19 protein-coding genes are annotated in these 18,852 nt (G+C 55.3%); 12 read left to right on the top strand and 7 right to left on the bottom strand.

Annotated features, from left to right (window positions below; translation table 11 throughout):
* The first annotated feature begins 18 nt into the window (after window positions 1-18).
* Entirely contained in the window at window positions 19-1,737 is a 1,719-nt protein-coding gene (locus ACZ5M3_RS11555; protein WP_464839668.1) for a chloride channel protein, read from the top strand.
* A 9-nt stretch (window positions 1,738-1,746) separates the two neighbouring features.
* On the top strand, window positions 1,747-3,021 hold the full coding sequence (locus ACZ5M3_RS11550) for a TIGR00375 family protein (RefSeq protein WP_464839667.1): 1,275 nt from the start codon (window positions 1,747-1,749) through the stop codon (window positions 3,019-3,021).
* Here the strand turns inward: ACZ5M3_RS11550 and galT are convergent.
* Window positions 3,014-3,997 carry a galactose-1-phosphate uridylyltransferase gene (galT, locus tag ACZ5M3_RS11545; RefSeq protein ID WP_464840949.1) on the bottom strand — a complete coding sequence of 328 codons (984 nt, stop codon included), beginning with the start codon at window positions 3,995-3,997 and terminating at the stop codon, window positions 3,014-3,016. The two genes, ACZ5M3_RS11550 and galT, sit on opposite strands and share 8 nt — an antisense overlap.
* 87 nt (window positions 3,998-4,084) lie before the next feature.
* Between galT and ACZ5M3_RS11540 the strand changes: the two genes are divergently transcribed.
* The 8 genes from ACZ5M3_RS11540 to ACZ5M3_RS11505 all read left to right on the top strand — a co-directional run bounded on the left by ACZ5M3_RS11540 (window position 4,085) and on the right by ACZ5M3_RS11505 (window position 12,643).
* Window positions 4,085-5,050 carry a thiamine-phosphate kinase gene (locus ACZ5M3_RS11540; protein ID WP_464840947.1) on the top strand — a complete coding sequence of 322 codons (966 nt, stop codon included), beginning with the start codon at window positions 4,085-4,087 and terminating at the stop codon, window positions 5,048-5,050.
* A 40-nt stretch (window positions 5,051-5,090) separates the two neighbouring features.
* Window positions 5,091-5,972 (top strand): lysylphosphatidylglycerol synthase transmembrane domain-containing protein, encoded by an 882-nt coding sequence (locus tag ACZ5M3_RS11535; protein WP_464840945.1) that lies wholly within the window; start codon window positions 5,091-5,093, stop codon window positions 5,970-5,972.
* Window positions 5,948-7,174 (top strand): glycosyltransferase family 4 protein, encoded by a 1,227-nt coding sequence (locus ACZ5M3_RS11530; RefSeq protein ID WP_464839666.1) that lies wholly within the window; start codon window positions 5,948-5,950, stop codon window positions 7,172-7,174. Before ACZ5M3_RS11535 ends, ACZ5M3_RS11530 begins: the two co-directional genes overlap by 25 nt.
* Window positions 7,171-7,893, top strand: coding sequence for a polysaccharide deacetylase family protein (locus ACZ5M3_RS11525; protein ID WP_464839665.1), 723 nt, complete (start codon window positions 7,171-7,173; stop codon window positions 7,891-7,893). Before ACZ5M3_RS11530 ends, ACZ5M3_RS11525 begins: the two co-directional genes overlap by 4 nt.
* Before the next feature lie 24 nt (window positions 7,894-7,917).
* Window positions 7,918-8,964: an AmmeMemoRadiSam system radical SAM enzyme gene (gene amrS / locus ACZ5M3_RS11520; protein ID WP_464840944.1), complete on the top strand. Its 1,047-nt coding sequence runs from the start codon at window positions 7,918-7,920 to the stop codon at window positions 8,962-8,964.
* Window positions 8,965-8,966: 2 nt separating this feature from the next.
* Window positions 8,967-9,791, top strand: coding sequence for a hypothetical protein (locus tag ACZ5M3_RS11515; RefSeq protein ID WP_464839664.1), 825 nt, complete (start codon window positions 8,967-8,969; stop codon window positions 9,789-9,791).
* Window positions 9,792-9,991: 200 nt separating this feature from the next.
* Window positions 9,992-11,815 (top strand): S-layer protein, encoded by a 1,824-nt coding sequence (locus ACZ5M3_RS11510; RefSeq protein WP_464839663.1) that lies wholly within the window; start codon window positions 9,992-9,994, stop codon window positions 11,813-11,815.
* A gap of 45 nt (window positions 11,816-11,860) precedes the next feature.
* Window positions 11,861-12,643 carry a hypothetical protein gene (locus ACZ5M3_RS11505; protein ID WP_464839662.1) on the top strand — a complete coding sequence of 261 codons (783 nt, stop codon included), beginning with the start codon at window positions 11,861-11,863 and terminating at the stop codon, window positions 12,641-12,643.
* On the opposite strand, the gene ACZ5M3_RS11500 is transcribed toward ACZ5M3_RS11505, so the two are convergent.
* A complete protein-coding gene (locus tag ACZ5M3_RS11500) occupies window positions 12,633-14,378 on the bottom strand; it encodes a radical SAM protein (protein ID WP_464839661.1) in 1,746 nt (581 codons plus the stop codon). The genes ACZ5M3_RS11505 and ACZ5M3_RS11500 overlap by 11 nt on opposite strands.
* Before the next feature lie 87 nt (window positions 14,379-14,465).
* Between ACZ5M3_RS11500 and ACZ5M3_RS11495 the strand changes: the two genes are divergently transcribed.
* On the top strand, window positions 14,466-15,008 hold the full coding sequence (locus tag ACZ5M3_RS11495) for a ferritin-like domain-containing protein (RefSeq protein ID WP_464839660.1): 543 nt from the start codon (window positions 14,466-14,468) through the stop codon (window positions 15,006-15,008).
* Here the strand turns inward: ACZ5M3_RS11495 and rsmA are convergent, their stop codons facing one another.
* The 5 genes from rsmA to ACZ5M3_RS11470 all read right to left on the bottom strand — a co-directional run bounded on the left by rsmA (window position 15,009) and on the right by ACZ5M3_RS11470 (window position 18,474).
* Entirely contained in the window at window positions 15,009-15,830 is an 822-nt protein-coding gene (gene rsmA, locus ACZ5M3_RS11490; protein ID WP_464839659.1) for a 16S rRNA (adenine(1518)-N(6)/adenine(1519)-N(6))-dimethyltransferase RsmA, read from the bottom strand.
* Window positions 15,827-16,447: a DUF655 domain-containing protein gene (locus ACZ5M3_RS11485; RefSeq protein ID WP_464839658.1), complete on the bottom strand. Its 621-nt coding sequence runs from the start codon at window positions 16,445-16,447 to the stop codon at window positions 15,827-15,829. The genes rsmA and ACZ5M3_RS11485 overlap by 4 nt, the downstream gene beginning before the upstream one ends.
* Before the next feature lie 68 nt (window positions 16,448-16,515).
* On the bottom strand, window positions 16,516-16,878 hold the full coding sequence (locus ACZ5M3_RS11480) for an RNA polymerase Rpb4 family protein (protein WP_464839657.1): 363 nt from the start codon (window positions 16,876-16,878) through the stop codon (window positions 16,516-16,518).
* Window positions 16,879-16,880: 2 nt separating this feature from the next.
* Window positions 16,881-17,177, bottom strand: coding sequence for a 50S ribosomal protein L21e (locus tag ACZ5M3_RS11475; RefSeq protein ID WP_088180131.1), 297 nt, complete (start codon window positions 17,175-17,177; stop codon window positions 16,881-16,883).
* A gap of 136 nt (window positions 17,178-17,313) precedes the next feature.
* Complete coding sequence (locus tag ACZ5M3_RS11470) at window positions 17,314-18,474, bottom strand: tRNA pseudouridine(54/55) synthase Pus10 (protein WP_464839656.1); 1,161 nt, start codon at window positions 18,472-18,474, stop codon at window positions 17,314-17,316.
* Window positions 18,475-18,519: 45 nt separating this feature from the next.
* On the opposite strand from ACZ5M3_RS11470, the gene ACZ5M3_RS11465 reads away from it, so the two are divergent.
* Complete coding sequence (locus ACZ5M3_RS11465; protein WP_464839655.1) at window positions 18,520-18,813, top strand: transcriptional regulator; 294 nt, start codon at window positions 18,520-18,522, stop codon at window positions 18,811-18,813.
* The last annotated feature ends 39 nt before the right edge of the window (window positions 18,814-18,852 follow it).

The raw sequence follows: 18,852 nt of genomic DNA, 5'->3' as shown, positions 1-18,852 counted from the left end.
GATGCCCATACCCCATTGATGACATCGAAACGCGGCTATCTGAAAAAGTGGGGGGTTGTCATCGCTTTTTCCATCCTGGCCGGCCTAGTGGGTGGCCTGGGTGCGATAGTCTTCAGGGTGTTCATAGGCATCGTTCACGGGTTTTTCTTCGGGTGGTTGCTCCCGAACGTCTCTTACAGAGTGGGGGGCTTCAACCTTGGATACATACTCCTCCCAACCCTCGGCGCGTTCATAGTCACGTTCTTCGTGATAAAATGCCCTGAAATCAAGGGGAACGGTATCCCTGAGGTCATAGAGGCGGTCATATTTAAAGGCGGCAACATCCCAGGAAAGTTTGCCGTTCTGAAAACGGTGGCCACGGCCATAACCATAGGCTCCGGGGGAAGCGTCGGGCGCGAAGGGCCAATAGGGTTCATAGGTGCGGCCTTAACGTCAATCCTAGCGCGCTGGTTTGACCTGTCTAAGGAAATGAGGAAGCTCCTCGTGACCTGCGGCCTGGCGGCAGGTATAGCGGGCACCTTCAACACCCCGCTGGCGGGGGCGATGTTCGCCCTTGAGGTCGTCTACATGGGAGCATTTTCGATAAACCTCGTGCCAATATTCATCGCAGCCGTCACCGGCAACGCGATCACCCTGGCCGTTCTCAACAGGGCGGTGGAGATAGATATTCCGGGCGGAATAGGACACACACTCTTCGAACTCCCCCTGTTCTTTCTCCTTGGACTGTTTCTCGGCGTTCTCGCCGCGTTCTATGCCCGGTTCCTTTACGGGATGGTGGATAGGTTCTCGAAGGCCAGAGCGCCCGAGATTATGAAGCCCGCGATAGGCGGCTTCGGTGTCGGTGTTCTCGGGATGCTGTTCCCGGCGTACGGCATATTCGGGATAGGCTACGAAGGCATGAGGATGGCGTTCTACGGGGAGCTGGCGATAGGGCTCCTTATAATTCTCGGGCTGGTTAAGATGCTGGCCACCGCCCTGACCCTCGGCTCCGGACAGAGCGGCGGTGTCTTCGCCCCAAGCCTCTACATAGGGACGATGTTCGGAGCGGCCTTCGGCCAGGTCGTGAGCACCCTCCTGCCGGCCCACGCCTCCAGTCCCTCCGTCTATGCCCTCGCTGGGATGGCAGCCTTTTTCAGCGGCATGACGCAGGCACCCCTTACCCAGATACTCATGGTCACCGAGCTGACGAGGAGCTACACCGTTCTCCCGCCGGTGATGACCTCCGCAACCATAGGCTTCCTCACGGCGAGGTTCTTCCTCAAGGGGGAGTCCATCTACACCCTCAAGCTCACCAGAAAGGGCTACCATGTAACGACGGGAAAACCGGTCATCCTTGAGACGATATCCGTCGGGGAGATAATGACGGTGAACCCCATCTACGTCACCGAGGAGCAGACCCTCTTTGACGTGGAGCACCTGATAGGGGAAACCGGACACGACTGCTTCCCCGTGGTCAATGGGAACATGGAAGTGGTGGGAATAATCGGCATAAAGGACATCCTGAAAAAGCCCCCCAGCGTTAAGAGGATGCCGGTGAAGCGCTTCCTCCGCCGCCCCTACGGAGTAACGTATCCGACGGAAACCGCTGAGGATGCCTTTGAAAAGCTCATGGCCTACGACCAGAACCTCCTGCCCGTGCTGGAAAGTCCCAAGAGCAGGAAGCTCGTCGGGGTCGTGACAAAGAGGGACATATACCGCGCCTACTACCGCGGCTTGGAGGGTATGTACATAGAATGAGGTGATTCCATGCACGTAGATGCAGACCTTCATATACACTCCCGCTACTCGAAGGCCGTCTCAAAATCCATGACCGTTCCAAACCTCGCCGAGAACGCCAGGTTCAAGGGGCTCGGCATAGTTGGGACGGGGGACATACTCAACCCGAAGTGGGAGGAGGAACTGTTGAGGTACGCCGAGAAGGTCAGCGAAGGAACCTACGAAAGAAAAGGAATCCGCTTCCTCCTTACGGCCGAGGTTGAGGACAGCAGAAGGGTGCACCACGTCCTGATCTTTCCGAGCATCTCCACCGTCAGGGAGATGAGGGAGGAGCTGAGAAAGTACTCTGGGGACATAGAGACCGAGGGGAGACCGAGGGTCAGCCTTTCAGCGGCGGAAATAGCGGACATCGCCAATGAACTCGGTGTCCTGATAGGGCCGGCGCACGCCTTTACACCCTGGACAGCCCTCTACAAAGAGTACAACAGCCTCAGGGAGGCATACCAAGGGGCGAAGGTTCATTTTCTTGAGCTAGGTCTCTCGGCGGATTCGGAGATGGCGGACAGGATAAAGGCCCACCACTCCATGACATATCTCAGCAACAGCGACGCCCATTCCCCTATGCCCCACCGCCTCGGGAGGGAGTTCAACCGCTTTGAAGTGAAGGAAGCGACATTCGAGGAGATACGGAAGGCCATTCTAAAGAGGGGAGGCAGAAAGATCGTCCTCAACGCCGGCCTTGACCCGAGGCTGGGCAAGTACCACCTTACGGCATGCTCCCGCTGCTATGCCAAATATTCTCCTGAGGAGGCGAGGGGGTTCAAGTGGAAATGCCCGAAGTGCGGCGGCAGAATAAAGAAGGGTGTTCACGACAGGATCCTTGAGCTGGCCGACACGGAAGAGAGGCCGAGGGACAGGCCGCCCTACCTCCGCCTGGCTCCCCTAGCTGAGATAATCGCCATGGTCATAGGGAAGGGAGTCGAAACGAAGGCCGTGAGGTCTATCTGGGAGCGCTTTTTGAAGGAGTTCGGGAGCGAAATACGGGTTCTCGTCGATGTCCCGCTTGAGGGTCTGGCGGAGGTTCACGAGGAGGTTGCAAAGGCCGTGTGGGCGTACAGAGAAGGCAAACTCATAGTGATCCCCGGCGGTGGAGGAAAATACGGAGAGATACGACTGCCGGAGGAGATAAGAAAAGCCAGAATAGAGGATCTCGAAACCCTTGAGGTCGAAGTCCCAAAGGAGGAATACCGACCGAGGCAGACGAGTCTCATGAAGTTCCTGGGGGGAAGCCGGAGGGCTAAGTGAAGCACCTACCCCTTGCGCCGATTCTTTTTATAGCATCTCTGCAGGCTTCTCTCAGCTTTTCCGCGTTCTCCTCTGGAATTCCATCGTAGGTGAAGTCCCACGTCCCCATCTCCATCCCCGCGGCATATTTGATCCTGCCGTTCTCCCTCAGGATTGGATAGAACTCAACGTGGAGGTGATAGAAATCATAGTTCCCCCTGAACGGGGCCTGATAGACCATCATGGTGTACGGCATGTCCCTTTCCAGGACGGTGTTGAGGGTTGCAGTCGTAGCGCGGAGGGCGTCGGCCAAATCCGTGAGCTCTTCATCGGCCAGCTGGGTGAGCCACTGGACGTGCCTTTTCGGATAGACATGGACTTCAAAGGGCCAGTTTGCAAAGAACGGCAGGAACACGGCGAAGCTTTCGTTCTCGTATACCGCCCTTTCACCTTTCAGCTCCTCGCGCAGGAGCCTGCAGAAGAGGCACTCGCCGGTGCGTTTGGAGTATTCCCTGGAGTTCTGGACTTTGAGGCGAACCTTGAGGGGTACGAAGGGCGTCGCGTAGAGCTGGCCGTGAGGGTGGGTCAGACTAACGCCGATTTCCTCACCCTTGTTTCGAAAGATTGAAACGTAGGCAACGTGGGGGTTTCTCTTCAGTTCTGCGGTTATGTTTTTCCATAATTCAACAACCCTTGTCACGGCATTGAGAGAAAGCTCATCGAGGTCCCTGAGGTCGTGCTCGGGCGTTTCGACTATCACACTGCACTGGCCGAGTGCCCTTGCCTTTTTGTAAAATCTGGCCCTCTCGGGCTTGGGGGCATCGAAGGACAGCATAGGAAACCTGTTCGGAAGCAGAAGAACATCCCAGCCGTAACCGGTCTCTTCGCTCCCGGGGCAGAAGGGGCAGAAGTTCCTCGGCCTCCACGGGCGTCTCTTTCTCACCGCCGAGACCATGACCCACTGACCGGTCAGAGGATTGTACCTCAGCTCCCTCATCTTCACCACGGAGTTATCTTGTGTCAACAGCATAAAAGCTTGGCGAAGGCTTTAAATCACATCACCCAACTGGGAGTGGGGGTAAAGGTGGAGAGGGAGATAATCGAGCTCTTTATGAAACACCTCAGGATCCAGGGTGATCTACCTCTGGGGGACGACGCGGGAGCGATTAAGCTCGGGAACGAGTGGTTCGTAGCGACGAACGACATGCTCGTGAGAAAAACGGACGTCCCGGATATAATGACGCCCGAGCAGGTCGGGTTTAGGGCCGTCACCATGAACGTCAGCGATGTCGCTGCCATGGGGGCAAAGCCCCTGGGATTCCTCTTCTCCCTTGGAGTACCCGAGGACGTTGACATGGACTATCTGGAGGGTGTTGCGAGGGGAATCGGGAGTGCCCTCGAATTCTACAGCCTCCCCGTCCTGAGCGCCGACACCAACGAGGCGGACGATTTGATAATAGACGGGATCGCCCTTGGGAGAACGAGGAGGCTCCTAACAAGGAGCGGGGCAAAGCCGGGGGACCTCGTCTGTGTAACGGGAGACATAGGACGGGCTTTGGCAGGGCTCCTCCTCTGGAAGCACGGGGTTGATGTGTCCGGAAGGGTAAGGAAATCCCTCTATGAGAAGCTTCTCGAACCCAGGGCCCGGGTTACGGAGGGGGTTGAGCTGAGCACCTCAGCGAACGCTGCAATAGACATCAGCGATGGGATCTCCAAAGAACTCCACCTGCTGGCAGGAATGAGCCGGGTGAGGATAGAAGTCGATGCTTGGAGGCTACCGGTGAGGGAAGAAGTAATTGAAGCCGCCCAGGCACTTGGACTGAGCGCCATCGAGATAGCCCTCGCCAGCGGAGAGGAGTTCGAACTCGTCTTCACGATACCCGAGGAAATGGTAGAGAACCTCCGGATGGAGTTCACAGTAATAGGACGCGTCGAGAAAGGGAGCGGCGTATACATTACCATCGATGGAAAAAGACAGGAGATGCCCCTTCTCGGCTGGGAACACCTTAACAGGGGAGTAAAGGGAACGTATAGAGTGTTGTTCCGATAACGTTTTAAAATCCCGGACCGACTTAAGGTAGGTCGTGACTATGCTGGAGAGCCTTATCGCATCAGCGAAGCAGTATTTTTCAGTGGTGGGAACCGCTTCCCTTAAGTACCTGACCCTGGCATTCCTCACGTACTATGTGAGCGTTGTTCTCTACGGCATCCGCTGGAAGCTCGTTCTAAGGGGTGTGGGGAAGGACGCCCCCCTTCACGAGCTCGTCAAGGCCATACTCGCCTCAATCTTCATGAACAACGTTACCCCAATGAGCAGGAGCGGGGGGGAGCTGCTCAGGATGGCGTGGGTGTCCAGAAGGGCCAACATCCCCGCAGGGGTCTCCGCGGTCAGCATAGTCTACGAGCGCATACTCGAGACGATTCCGGTATTTGGCCTGTTTCTCGTCGGGATGATGTACTTCTCATCAGAGGAACCGATCCCCTTCGTGATCCTGGGCATAGCTGGGATATTCCTGATATGGGTTAAATGGGACTCCTTCGTCAAGCTCTCACTCCGCCTGTTCAGAACCCCCGTGACCTCGGAGGAGATGGAGAAAATAACCTCCCTGAGAAACATGCACAGCCTCAACATCATAGCGGTTCTCCTCAGTTCCACAGTCTGGCTCCTCGACGTTGTTCGGCTGAAGCTTATTACACTCGCCTTCGGACTTCACCTTGCCTGGAGCTTTATAGCGGTCATCTCAATAGCCAACCTCCTGTTTGGCATCATCGCCTTCACTCCGGGCGGTGTTGGGATAATTGAAGGAGGTCTGGTGGGGACGCTCACGTACTTCGGAATCCCGATGGCGCTCGCGGTTTCGATAACCCTCCTAGAGCGCTTTGTCTCGTACGTAGTCAGCAGCTTAGTGGGGCTAGCGGTCCTCCTGACGTCCGGAGGGGTCGAAATATGGAGAGCCTTAAGATCGCAATAGCATCCGACTGGTTCTACCCTAAAATCGGAGGGATAGAGTCTCACATTGATGAACTCGCCCGCAACCTCGTTTTCATGGGGCACGAACCCTACGTCCTGACACACGATTACCGCTATATGAAGCCATACATAGACAGCTTTCCCTATCCGGTACTCAGGTTCCCCGGAACCCTGTACTTCCGCAGATACCACTCAAGTGTGGGCCTTACACAGTTCTGGAGGATAAACGAACTCTACAAGGAACTGGACTTCGACATCACGCACGTCCACAGTATATACTCCCCCCTCGCGATCGCGGTGTCCAAGATATCCCGGGGAATACGGAACGTCCCCGTTGTGGCCACAAACCACTCGTTCTATGGAAAGCCTCCCCTCGATTCCCTCCTCGGAGCATTTGTCAGACATCACCTCAAAAGGATAGACACCTTCGTCGCGGTCAGCACTCCCGTGGCTGAGGACACGCGGAACCTGCTCGGGGAGAAGCTCAGGGGGCGTCCAGTCATCGTGGTGCCCAACGGGATAGACGTCAAGAGATGGCGCCCTCCGGAACCAGAAGAGAGGGAAAACGCCAGAAAGAGCCTCGGTGTCAGGGACGAAATCGTCGTCCTGTATCTGGGGAGAATGACCGAGAGAAAGCAGGCGCACAGGATACCGCTCATGATAAAGGGCGCCCTCAAGAAGAGCGGCCTCCCCAAGAGAAAGGTAAGACTCGTCATGATAGGTGACGGCCCCATGCGCCCCCTCCTTGAGAAATACCTGCGCGAGACGGGTATTGGTGAGATAACCGAGCTCTACAACTTTATCGAGAGGGGGCGGCTTCTACCCCTTTACTGGGCGGCAGATATGGTGCTGATGCCCGGAATACTCGAAGCCTTTCCGGTCGTCGGGCTGGAGGCCATGTCAACCGGGAGGCCCGTAATCGGGAGGAACGAGAGCGGCCTATCGGATATGATAGTTCACGGGGTCACCGGCCTTTTAGCGGAGAGCGAGGAGGGCATGATGGAAAACCTCGCCGTCTCGTTCCAAGACAGGGAGAGGCTTATAGCGATGGGCACGGAAGCCCGCAAGCGCGCGGAAAAAGAATTTTCGTGGGACGTTGTTCTGCGTAAGCTGCTGAGGATATACAAACGCACAATCAACATGAGGGACGAGGTCGACAGGAGGTACGTCTTCTACAAGATGGTCAGGGGGATTGGCCCATGATGGTCTCGATAACCTTTGATGTGGAGCACGACTGTCCGCCGTATCTCACGACCACGAGGGGGATGGAAGAGGGACTGCCAAAGCTCCTCGACTTAATGGCGGAAAAAAGGGTGAGGGCCACGTTCTTCTTCACAGCCGAGATGGCGAGGCGCTTTCCGGAACTCGTGAGGCGTGTCATCGACGAGGGACACGAGCTGGGGAGTCACAGCTACAACCACGAGCGGCTGGACAAGCTCACCAGGGAGGAAGGTGAAAAGGCCATCGAAAAGTCGCTTAAGGTACTGCGCAAGTTCGGGGATGTGGTCTCATTCCGCGCCCCCAACCTGCAGTTCCCTAATTACTATTATGATATACTCTCAAAAAACGGCATTCTGGTGGACTCCTCGAAGGCAACGTACAAGGGCTACCGCGGGGGCGTGAGGTTCTTTGGAGACGTCCTGGAGGTCCCCGCTTCCACCACGTCCTCCGCCATACGGCTCCCCTGGAGGATTCAGAGGATTATTCACGGCCGCCTGAGGGAACCCCGAGTTTACTTTGCCCACCCATGGGAGTTTGTCCCCATGCAGAGGGAAAAGATAAGGTGGGACTGCAGGTTCAACACCGGGGATCAGGCCATCTCCCTCCTCGGAAGGCTGATAGACCACTACAAGAGAGAGGGGGCAGAGTTCCTGACGATAAGCGAGTACTACGAAAGGTACCAAAAACTTAAACGGAAGTGAGCCTACTATTCTCCGGTGAGACCTATGCGGGAGGCCATGCACTGGGAGCCGCTTGAGGGCGGAAGGGTGAGGTGTAAACTGTGCCCCCTCAACTGCATAATAGATGAGGGCCAGCGCGGCTCCTGTCGGGTGAGAAAAAACATCAACGGAAAGCTTTACACCCTTAACTATGGAAAAGTATCGTCAGTTGCGGCGGATCCCGTTGAAAAGAAGCCCCTCTTCCACTTCTGGCCGGGCTCGTGTGCCCTTTCAGTAAGCACAGCTGGGTGCAACATGCACTGCAAGCACTGTCAGAACTGGGAGATAAGCCAGACGGACGAGAACTTCCCGTACCTCCAGGATGCCACGCCAGAGGGGATAATCGCCCTGGCCAAAAAATATGAGTGTGAGAGCATAGCCTACACTTACAACGAACCAATCATCTGGTACGAGTTCGTCCTTGACACGGCCAGGCTGGCCAAGAGGGAGGGGATCTACAACCTGCTGATAACAAACGGCTACATAAACGAGGAGCCCTTCAGGGAGCTCGCCCCGTACATAGACGCCATGAACATCGACATCAAAGCCTTCGATGATAAGTTCTACATGAAGATAGCGGGCGTTCCAAGCGGCGAGCCGAGCAGGAGGACCGCGGAGATTGCCAAAAAGGAGTTCGGAATCCACGTTGAACTGACTTACCTGATAATTCCCACGCTGAACGATAGGGAGGAGGAGATCAGGGCGTTCGTCCGCTGGGTGATTGAAAGCCTCGGCGATGACACCCCGGTTCACTTCTCCAGGTTCTTCCCCCATTACAGGCTGGGCCACCTCCCGCCAACCCCAGTCGAGACGGTTGAAAGGGCGTACAGAGTGGCCAGGGAGGAGGGACTCAAGTTCGTCTACATCGGCAACGTGCCAGGTCACGAGGGCGAGAACACCTACTGCCCCGGCTGTGGCAAACCTTTAATAGTCCGCTGGGGATTCAAAATCACCGAGTATCATGTGAAAGACGGAAGGTGTGAATACTGCGGTGAGCCCATCCCCATAGTGGGCACGTATCAAAAGAAGCGATATAGCTGGATGTGGTGGTGAAATTGGCCGAGATTGAGGTTATTTTTTACATTGAGGGCATAGGCAACGACAAGAAAGTTTTAGAAAGGGCTCTGGAGGAGACTGCAAAAAACCTCCAGAATGAAAAGGGTGTCAAAATTAAGTACGTAAATCTGGAAGAGGTCATGGAAACCCCGGAGGAGGAGCTTCTTAAGTACTCTGGAGTCATAGAAGCCCGGTTGGAGGGGGCCCTTGGGGATATAATCCGGCTGACCCTGCGGTACTCTCCGGCCGTTGTGGAGGTCCTGAGACCCGGAAAACTGGAGATTGAGTCAAAGGATCTCATGAAGACCCTCGGAGAAATCTCGCTGTTCATGGGAAAGCTCATGAAACAGTTCGGAGGCCTGGCAGTTTATCCCAAGCTTGACGACCTCCCCGAGCCAAAGATAGGTTATTCAAGGGAGGAGATTGAAGAGCTGATCGTTGAGGACAGGAACATTCTCTACCGCTTCGTCGTTGAGGTCTTCGGCGAGAACGAGGAGGGCATAAAGACCACCATGGGAAAGGCCCTCACCATTGAAGGATGCAAGATAAACAAGCTCATCGTCCAGGGACAGATGGAGGGGGATAAATTCAAAGGCCTCCTCGCGGCGGAGCTTCTGTCACCGTTTGAGACGCTCGTTCAGCTGACTGCAAAGTACGCCCCTGTTGCTATCTCCATAATAGAGCCCGAGATTATAGACATCACGGCCAATGAGCTCCAGAACACGCTGACAGACCTCGGTGGCTTCGTTAATGAACTTGTTACACGGCCTGTGAAGAGGCAGCTCATGGAGAAGAAGAACACGGAGTTCAAATTGAACCCGTGATATTATCGGCAAAAGGCGAAAAGCCTATAGGCATTTAATTAAGCTCCCTTTCATTTTTACGGCAATGAGCGAGCTTTTTTTAAGCAGAGAAAGGGTCTGAAAGCGAAAAGTATATATACCCTAACCGGGTAGAAAGTCATTGACAATGCATATTAGACCATCCTAGGGCGTAAGCCCAAAGTTAAGGAGGTGTTGGGAAAATGAAAGTGAAGAAGATCGCGGCCCTTGCAATTGGTGCCGCAATGGTTGGAGCCACCATGGGCTTTGCCAGCGCTCAGCCGACCGTTCCGAACATACCGAAGGACTTCTTCGTTAACGCCGATGGAACTCCGAACGTTAAAATCGTCGTTGGAAGTACCGCTGCTGCTATGGACGTTGCCAGCGCCGCTGACATTGCCGTTGCCCTCGGCAGCCTGCTCTACACCACCGAGCAGGCCGAGGTCCAGAACGGCTACGTCAAGATCAAGGCCGAGTACCCGCCCGCGACCGTTGCCGAGTGGACCATCTACGCCTACAACTACGACACCATGACCGGTGACCACGGCCTCACCATCAACGGTAGCGAGAACTGGGCCACCAAGTACGAGGAGCTTCCGGGGGACTACTGGTGGAACGGCGCTGCCTACGTTGACACCTACGCCCAGTGGAAGGACTGGTTCACCGTCACCACCACCCTCGCCGACAGGGACAAGATAAACGACGAGCAGCTCATCGACTGGCACATCACCCTCAGCAAGATAGGCCTCAAGTCCAAGGACCCGAGCAGCTGGGACGAAACCAGGCCGCCCAAGGACGCTGACCTCGTTGTCACCCCAGGCAACGTCACCGTCTTCGTTGACTACAAGCTCTACAACTACAGCGTGACCACCACCGAGCAGGTCAGGGACGAATACCCCGAGTGGGGCGTTCCGGCCGACTACCAGAACGTTACCAGCTACTACATCGGCGACGCCGGGAACGTTGCCGCCGACGGTGGAACCATCGTCAGCACCTACAGCGAGGGCGTCGGTGCCGGTGACACCTTCACGGTCTTTGGCGAGACCTACTACGTCCTCAGTGTTGACAACGGCCAGTTCACCGCCGGTCTCGACAAGGGTACCGCCTGGTACCAGGTCGGCCAGCCGCAGGCCATCGAGGGCACCGACTGGATCGTCACCGTCCTCGACATAAGCATCATCGACCAGAGGGCACTCGTCGTCGTCAAGAACGCCGTCACCGGCCAGGAGAGCGACCAGCTCATCCTCACCAAGGACTCGGCCGTTGACGTCTTCGGCGACGGAAGCGTTATCCTCACCCTCAGGGACACCTTCGTCGGTATCGACGGCCACCTCATAGCCAGCATCGAGGCTCAGGTCGACGTCAAGACCTACCAGAGCGCCGACACCATAACCTACGACGGCAAGACCTGGGAGATGACCATCAGCACCGCCAACGTCAGCGGCACCTGGTACATCACCAACATCACCCTCACCAACAAGGACACCCTTGAGGGCAACCCGGTCGACATCTTCGGCACCTACGACCTCTGGTACCACTTCCAGCTCAAGACCCTCAACGAGAAGGATGTCGGCTACGACATCGACGGCAACGGCACCATCGATGACGTTGACCGCGTCGTCGCCTACGCCCACATCTGGCTCAAGGAGAAGGAGGGCACCGTCGTCGAGAAGGAGCTCGCCGCTGGCGACCAGGTCCTCGACACCGACTACTACGTCGAGGGCATCTACGGCGACGTCACCATGCTCAAGCCGGTTACCCAGCCGATAACCATCATGGACTACGAGGTCAACATGGACAACCCGGGAAGCAACCTCATCCTCATCGGCGGTCCGGTTGCCAACAGCATCACCAAGTACCTCGTTGAGCAGAACATCAGCCAGGTCGACTGGTACAACAGCCCAGGCGACATCGAGTACATCCAGAACGCCCTCGGCGGCTACGACGTCGTCATCGTCGCCGGTGCCACCAGGGACGAGACCAAGGCTGCCGCTGAGGCCCTTATGGAGTACATCGCCGGCCTCTGAAGGCCTTCCCTTCTATTTTAATTCCCTTTTCTGGGGGTTTTAGAATTGGATCAACGGAGACTCGTAGCGGTTCTTGTAGTCCTCATAGTCGCTGTGGCTCCAACCAGCTACGTGCTGTACTCGTACCACAGCTTCAGCACCGTCCTTAACCCCGGAGCGCCGAAGGCATCAACTCACTACGTGATGATATACACCCCCTCCGGCCAGTTCTACGCCCTGACCGCAGAGCAGTACCAGAAGCTGATCGAGGAGGGCACTAAACCCCCTGAAGGTTCAAAGCTTTTCAACATCACGGTGGACAGCTACATCACGGGCAGTCCAGAGGTTGACCTCAACCTGACGCTCAGGAGTGTTTATGAGTACTTCACAATCGTGATGGGAGACCCCTCCGTGACCAACTGCAAGGACTCCCCCCAGCTGTACGTGGGTGACTGCAGGTACAGAACCCTCGCCGTTTCGGAGATATCTGGCGTGGTCTCCAACATATTCACGACAAACTACTACCTCAAAGGACTCCAGATGGGATACGACAACGCCACAGCCAAGCAGTATGCATTTAACCAGACGTGGCTCAGATACAGGAAGACCTATCTGAACTTCTGGACCAAGGTAGATATCGGACGCGGTAAAATAGGAAACGAGAACCACCTCGCCGTCATCCTTATCGGCCCCGCGGAAGACGCTAAGGAGAACAGGATATTCGCTCCACGCAAGGGCGTGCTCGTGATAGAGGGAAAGACAGACGAGACCTTGAGGGCAGAGGTCGTTCTCATCGAGAACATCATCAGGTTCTCATGGCCCCAGAACAGCACGGCCACTACAGGCTGATTATCCCCTCCAGCATCTTCCTTTTCTCCTCCCCCACAACCTCAAAGAACTCATCTTTGTCTCTAAACGGCCTCTTGGAGAGTATCCCCACGACGTTTCTCTTTCCGATGCCGGGGAGATACTGGAGAACCTTGGAGGACTCGGTGTTCACGTTCACCGGCACAGGAATTCCGGTTATGCTCCTGAATCCATGGTCGACTATCAGAACGTCGTAAAACCTGTTCAGTTCAACCCTCTTGGGAATACCGACTATTAGGGGGTAGCTCCCTATCTGTCTTCCGTATGTGAGCCCGTTGTCGAACACCTCCGCACGGACGTCTCGAAGCACCGTCCCAACGGGAACAACGCGCTTCAGCATTGGGAGGTCTATCTCGTGCCGTATTTTGTACTTATAGTGCTGGATGAGCTTTTTGTGCTTTTCAGTCTTGAGCTTGCCTTTGAGGTGCCACAGCGGCGTGCCTGGGAACACGACAACCTGCCGGATGTTTATGCGCCTCACCATCAGCCCATCATCCAGGAGGCGCTTCAGGAACTGGAACGTCAACTCGTAGCTCCTCTTGGTCTCCCCCGGGAGTCCAAAGAGGATATTTATCCCCGGAAGAAGCCACGGCATCCCGTTTGGCCCCCTCCTTCCGCCGACCTCGTTGAGAATCTTAACGGCATCATAGGTTTCTTCAGCAGTCGCGTTGAGGTTGTTAAGCTTGGCCACCCTTGGGTCGGCGCTTTCTAGGCCAAAGGCGACCACGTTACCTGGGGTTCCATATTTTATCAACGCCTTCGCTATCCTGACGGCCTCCTCGGGATAGTTGGCTATAACCGCCGGGTTAGCGTTGTCAACATGGAGAGTCTTGACGCCAGGCGCGGCGGAACGGATTCCTCTAAAGAGCCTTTCAATTGCGTCGGGATTGGGAACCGGAACGCGGCCGTTCGGTTCTGCCATGTAAGAGAATATGCAGCTCTGCCGCCCAACACGGAAGTGCCTAACGCCGAGCCTGTAAAGGGTCTTTACCTCGTCCACGATGTCTTCGATGGGCCTATCCTCTATCGAGCTGTACCTCACGGGTTCAGTGCAGAAGGAACACCCACCTATTCCCATTGCCTTTGGGCATCCACGCTGGGTCTCAATCTCAACTATAACGAAATCGGGATAATCCGGAAACTGCCTGACGACTTCGGCACCGAGGAGAGCGTAGTCCCGCAGTTCACCATAAGTTCTGAAACGGAAGGGGTCTGCCTCGCTGGGATTCTTAATGAAGTCGTGGAGAAACGCCTCCAGGTCACCGTAGACGATGTGGTCGAAAACTGCACTGGCCAGCATCAGTTCGCGGGAACTGATCTTCGTACCGCCTCCGTGTGCGGATCCCATGAACGCAGGCCCGCCGAGTACTTTAATTCCCTCAAACGGCCTGAGAAACCTTGCAACTTCCTCAACCTGCGAGGGCACTGCAGACAGGTATTTGCCCGGAGTGTGGAGCCCCCCTATGTATACCAAAACATCGGCCCTTTCGAGTATCCTTCTTGTCTTCGGAAAGTTTGGAGTTTTGTTCTTGGTAGCTATTCCCCTATCCCCCTCGAACGTTGCCCTGAGGTCATCTATGGTGAGGTAAAACACCTGGGCATCATATCTGGCCTTTTTAATGGCACCGTACGCATAGCGGGGGTATATGCCCAGATACGGGGGAACGCCCAGTCCAGCGGGCTCGTCGGTGTAGCCATCGATGATAGCTATTATCATGGTCTGGACTTCTCAAGTTCTCTTAAAAAACAATCGCCGGCGAAAGGTATAAACGCTTCCAAGTCGTAATACCCGCAGGGGATACTGATGAAGAACCCCCATTACAGAACCGAGGAGGAGAAGGCAAAGTTCCGGGAGATACTGGAAGCGATATCCAAACTCAGCCATAAGGAGATGCTCGCATACTGGATGGAGTCAGAGGTGAAGGAAGCCGAGATGTATTACAGGCTCTACCAGCTCAGCAAGGAAGTCAACTGGGATGAGATGGTGTCCAAGCTGTTCTTCCAGCTTTACAAGGAGAGCCTTGGCCACGCAGAGGCACTGCTCAGGATGTTCAGGGAGATATTTCCCAACGAAAAGCCCCCAAGAATCGCCCTTCCGGCACTGGAGGTGCAGATGTCGAAAAAAAGGCTCAGGGACATGGTCTATCATGGGGACGTGAGGGATATCATTGAATATCTCATGGGAACTGAGCGCCTGGCACACGACGTCTACCGCTATTTAGCCGAGAAAACAGAGGACGAGAACACCAAGGCAACACTAATATGGCTCGCCAACATTGAAAACGGCCACTACCAGAAGCTGAAGAACGTGTACACCACCCTGTTTGGCGAGGAACCGTCGGAGTGACTACTCCAGGATTCCCTCTGCCCTTAAGAACTCCTCAATCTCCTCGACATCCTCAGGGGACAGCTGAAAGACTCGCTTCCCTGCGTGGGGTATCCTTGAAAACACGTCCCTGAGCTTCTTGAATTCCCCCCTGCTCAGACCCAGCATGTGATGGGACTTCTTCAGGGCTGCCTGGGCAGTGCTCCGGCGGTGCTGGAAGAGGGCCCTCACTAAATCCTCGCTGAGCTCTATTCTCTCGTCCGCAGGCTTGAGTTCAAGAACCACCACGGCCGAGTCAACCTTCGGCTTGGGCCAGAAGGCCCCTCTGCCTATCTTCTCCACAAGCTCAGCGTGGGCCTTAGCCCGAATCATGAGAGAAAGACGGGAGTAATTTTTGTCCCCGGGCTTTGCCACCATCCTCTGAGCGAACTCCAGCTGGTATATGAGAACCGCCCGCTCAAATTCATGCTTCAAAAAGCGGAATGTGATGGGCGACGAAATCTGGTACGGGAGGTTTGAAACTATCTTGTTGAACTCGGGGAACTCTACCCTCAGTGCATCGCCCTCTATTATCTCAACGTTTGGCCAGTCGTACTCCTTTTTGAGTATCTCCACGAGCCTGTGGTCTTTTTCAATGGCGTAAACTTTTCCGGCACGTTTGCTGAGGGCATCTGTAAGGACTCCAAGGCCGGGTCCAATTTCGAGGACGTGATCTCTTCCGCCCAGCTCCGCCCGCTCAATGTTCCTCTCAATTATATCGGGGACTACCAGAAAGTTCTGACCGAGGTCGGAGTTTGCCTTCAAATTGTATTTGGAAATAAGGAAAAAAAGGCGCTCCCTCATACGCGGAATATCCTCCTTGAACCGACGAAGAGCCTGTACCTGTCCTTGCCTTCAAGTTCATCGACGACTCTCTTGGCTATCATCTTTGCCGGGTCGGGAAGCCCCTTGACGCGGTGACGGAGGTCTTCGAAGCTTTTGAACGGCTCCTTTTTGCGCTCGTCGATTATCTCCCACATGTGCTTCTTTCCTATGCCGGGGAGCAGTTCCAGGCTGTGGAGTCTGTTGGTTATGGGGGGAGCAACGTTGAAGAACTGTACAAAGCGCTCCTCGTTATTCTTGACTATCTCCTCGACAACGTACGGGAGCTCGGCTTTAGCGGTGGCGGTGAGGTCATCGTAGTGAATCTTCTTGTTTATCATGAGAATCTTATCCCTCTGCCCCTTACCGATGAAAACCCTTTCATAGAGCATAAGATCCTCCTTCGGGGCAACCTCAAGGAGTGTGAAGGCCTTTTCACCTATAACCTGCGCCACGGGCTTACCGCTTCTCCTTCCGGTGCTTAAATCGGTGTAGCCCTCCGGCAGATAGTCCAGCACGTAGGCGTACTCCTCATACTCAACATTCCGCCTCTTCTTTTCGAGGCTTTCCCTGTAAGAATGTCTCCGGTACCTATCCATAGTCTCTCCCCCAGAAATTATACCCCCAGGAGTTTTTATACTTTGTCTAGGAAAAGGAAAAGAAGAGGTCACTCCCTGTAGTCGTCGAGGAGCCTTATTATCTCCCCGGCCTCCTCTTTGGTGGGCATGTAGTCCTCCTTGCTGAATATTATGCGTATATCAAAGTAGTCCTCGGGCATCAGATCAACGAGCTTCGCGGCGAGCCTCTCGTCCATCCACTCGAAGAGCTCCATGAGCTTTTCCTTGAGCTCAACCGCCTGCTCTGGTTTAAGCTTGGCAAAGCGCTCGGCATGCTCGAGACTAACCCTGGCCTCGTAGAACATCGGCTCCTCAGGGTTCTCCTCCATACCCTCCGCCTTGCGCCTTTCGAGGAGCTCCTTGGTCTCGGCTACCGTAAGGTACCGCTCCTCCAGCTTTTTTCTCCCAATCATGCTCATCCCTTCTGGGCCCTGAGGTGAACCGGGTGAATGAAGAAGGTCTTAACCTTTCCGCCGTCCTTAATCTGGACGACGTAGGCATCGCCGCGCTTGCCGACGACGGTTCCGGTTCTTCCGTGGAACCTCGGGTCGGGCATTCCCCTGTGGTAGCTCGGCTCGATAACTATGTGGACCTTCTGCCCGGTCTCGAACTCCTGAAGGAACCTGGTGAGAGGCGGAAGCCCCCTTCTCCTGGGGCTCTTGCTGAGCTTACCGCGGGTCTTCCTCCTAAAGCTGTGGGCCTTTTTGACCATTCCTATCACCTCACAGATTTTTTATCCATCGCGCAACGGACGCAGAGGCGTATCCAGCTTTTCAAACCTTTTCGGCATATCAACTAAGCCTGTTATGGCTTCGCTATCCAATCGGCGAGAACCGTTTATAAAGTTTTCAGTCATCGAGAATGTTCAGCACGTCCAGCCTTTCGCACCATGCCGACTTTCCGAGTAGATCGCTCACCGAGGGCTTTGTGCGACCCCTGTCCCCGGATATAAGCTCCTTTATGTAAAGCCCTCCATCGGTGACCAGTCTGAGTTCGAAGTGTCTCTCATCGAGCCACTTGGCCTCAGCCACGTGAACCCTTTTGATCCTCACCCTGTCAGCTCTCGCTTTTCTCACCCTCCACGGCGTTCTCTGGTGGACTTCCAGGCCGGTGAGCTTTTTGGCAGCTTCCCTCACTTCCTCCGGAGTCACGCCATCCTCGACGAGGACGAGGGCTAGGTATTCCTTCCGGTGGTTTCTCGTGAGGACTTCTTCGGCTTCCTTTCCGGTTATGAACCTGAGGTCGAGAACCTCGACCTTACCGCTCCTGTTAATTTCACCGGCGACCTCGCCCAGGTCAATTCTCCTCTTTCGGGGCCGCTTTATCTCGACGACAAACGGCCGTCCGTTGCCGAGCATTCTGACGTCAACGTCCTCCCTTCCGGCGGCTTTGAAGACGCATTTCCCCCCAGTCCTCTTTGAAAAGGCCCTGCAGATTATTGAGGCCACACTGTCCTCGAATTCGGGCAGGGGTGTCTGCGGAATGCCCCGCACCACTTTCCTGTATCTGCCGTAGACGTGGAGTGGGTTTATCTGGAGCTCCACCTCACCAGAATACGGCTCGACTATAAAAACGACGTCCGGGTTCCTCGATGTCTCCTTCCCGGTTGCGAGGCCAAAGGCCTTACCGAGCTCGCGGTTGAACTCACGGTTTATCGGCTCGGCGGTCTCAATTCCAAATTCCCGCCAGATGCCCTCTTCCATCTCACGTACTTCCTCCGGAAAGCGAGAACCGACGAGGAACGTCTCGAACTCAATCCCCTCCGCTGCATCCTTAATTCTCTCAACCAGCTCAGGGATCCTCTCGAAGACGTTCCCACACAGCTCGCAGGACTCGGGCTCGTCAAAGGGCGGCATGCCCCTCAGGGAGCGTTCCATGTTCAGAACGAGCCTTACGGCCCTCCCTCTCTCCTCGTTTGTAGCCCTGCCGAGCTTTGCAAACAGCCTCCCCAGGCAGTGGTTGCAGAGCCTGTGCCCTTCAAGAACCTTCCCGGCCCTTTCGACTATCATGCTCTCACCCTAAGCTTTATATCCCTCCGCCCGAACCATCCCGCGATGATGACTCGTAGGCAGCGTATAATAAAGCTTTTGGAGGAGAGGGACTACTCACCGGGGGAGCTCGCACTGGCCCTGGAACTCAGAGGGAAGGGGGCAAAGAAGGTTATCCTGGAGGATCTGAAGGCTATCCAGAGAACCCTCAAGAGGGAGGGGAAGGTTCTCCTCATAAAGCCCGCCCAGTGCAGGAAGTGTGGCTTTGTTTTCAGGCCTGAAATACACCTTCCCTCCCGCTGTCCAAGGTGCAAGTCGGAGTGGATAGAGGAGCCAAGGTTTAAGATTGAGGCCAAGTAGTTGTCATTTTGACAGGATTTCTGGGGAATCTCGGCCGAA

The sequence above is a fragment of the Thermococcus coalescens genome (assembly GCF_055392585.1).
Note: the sequence above shows the minus strand (reverse complement) of the source record. Positions and strands in the feature narration are given on the sequence as shown.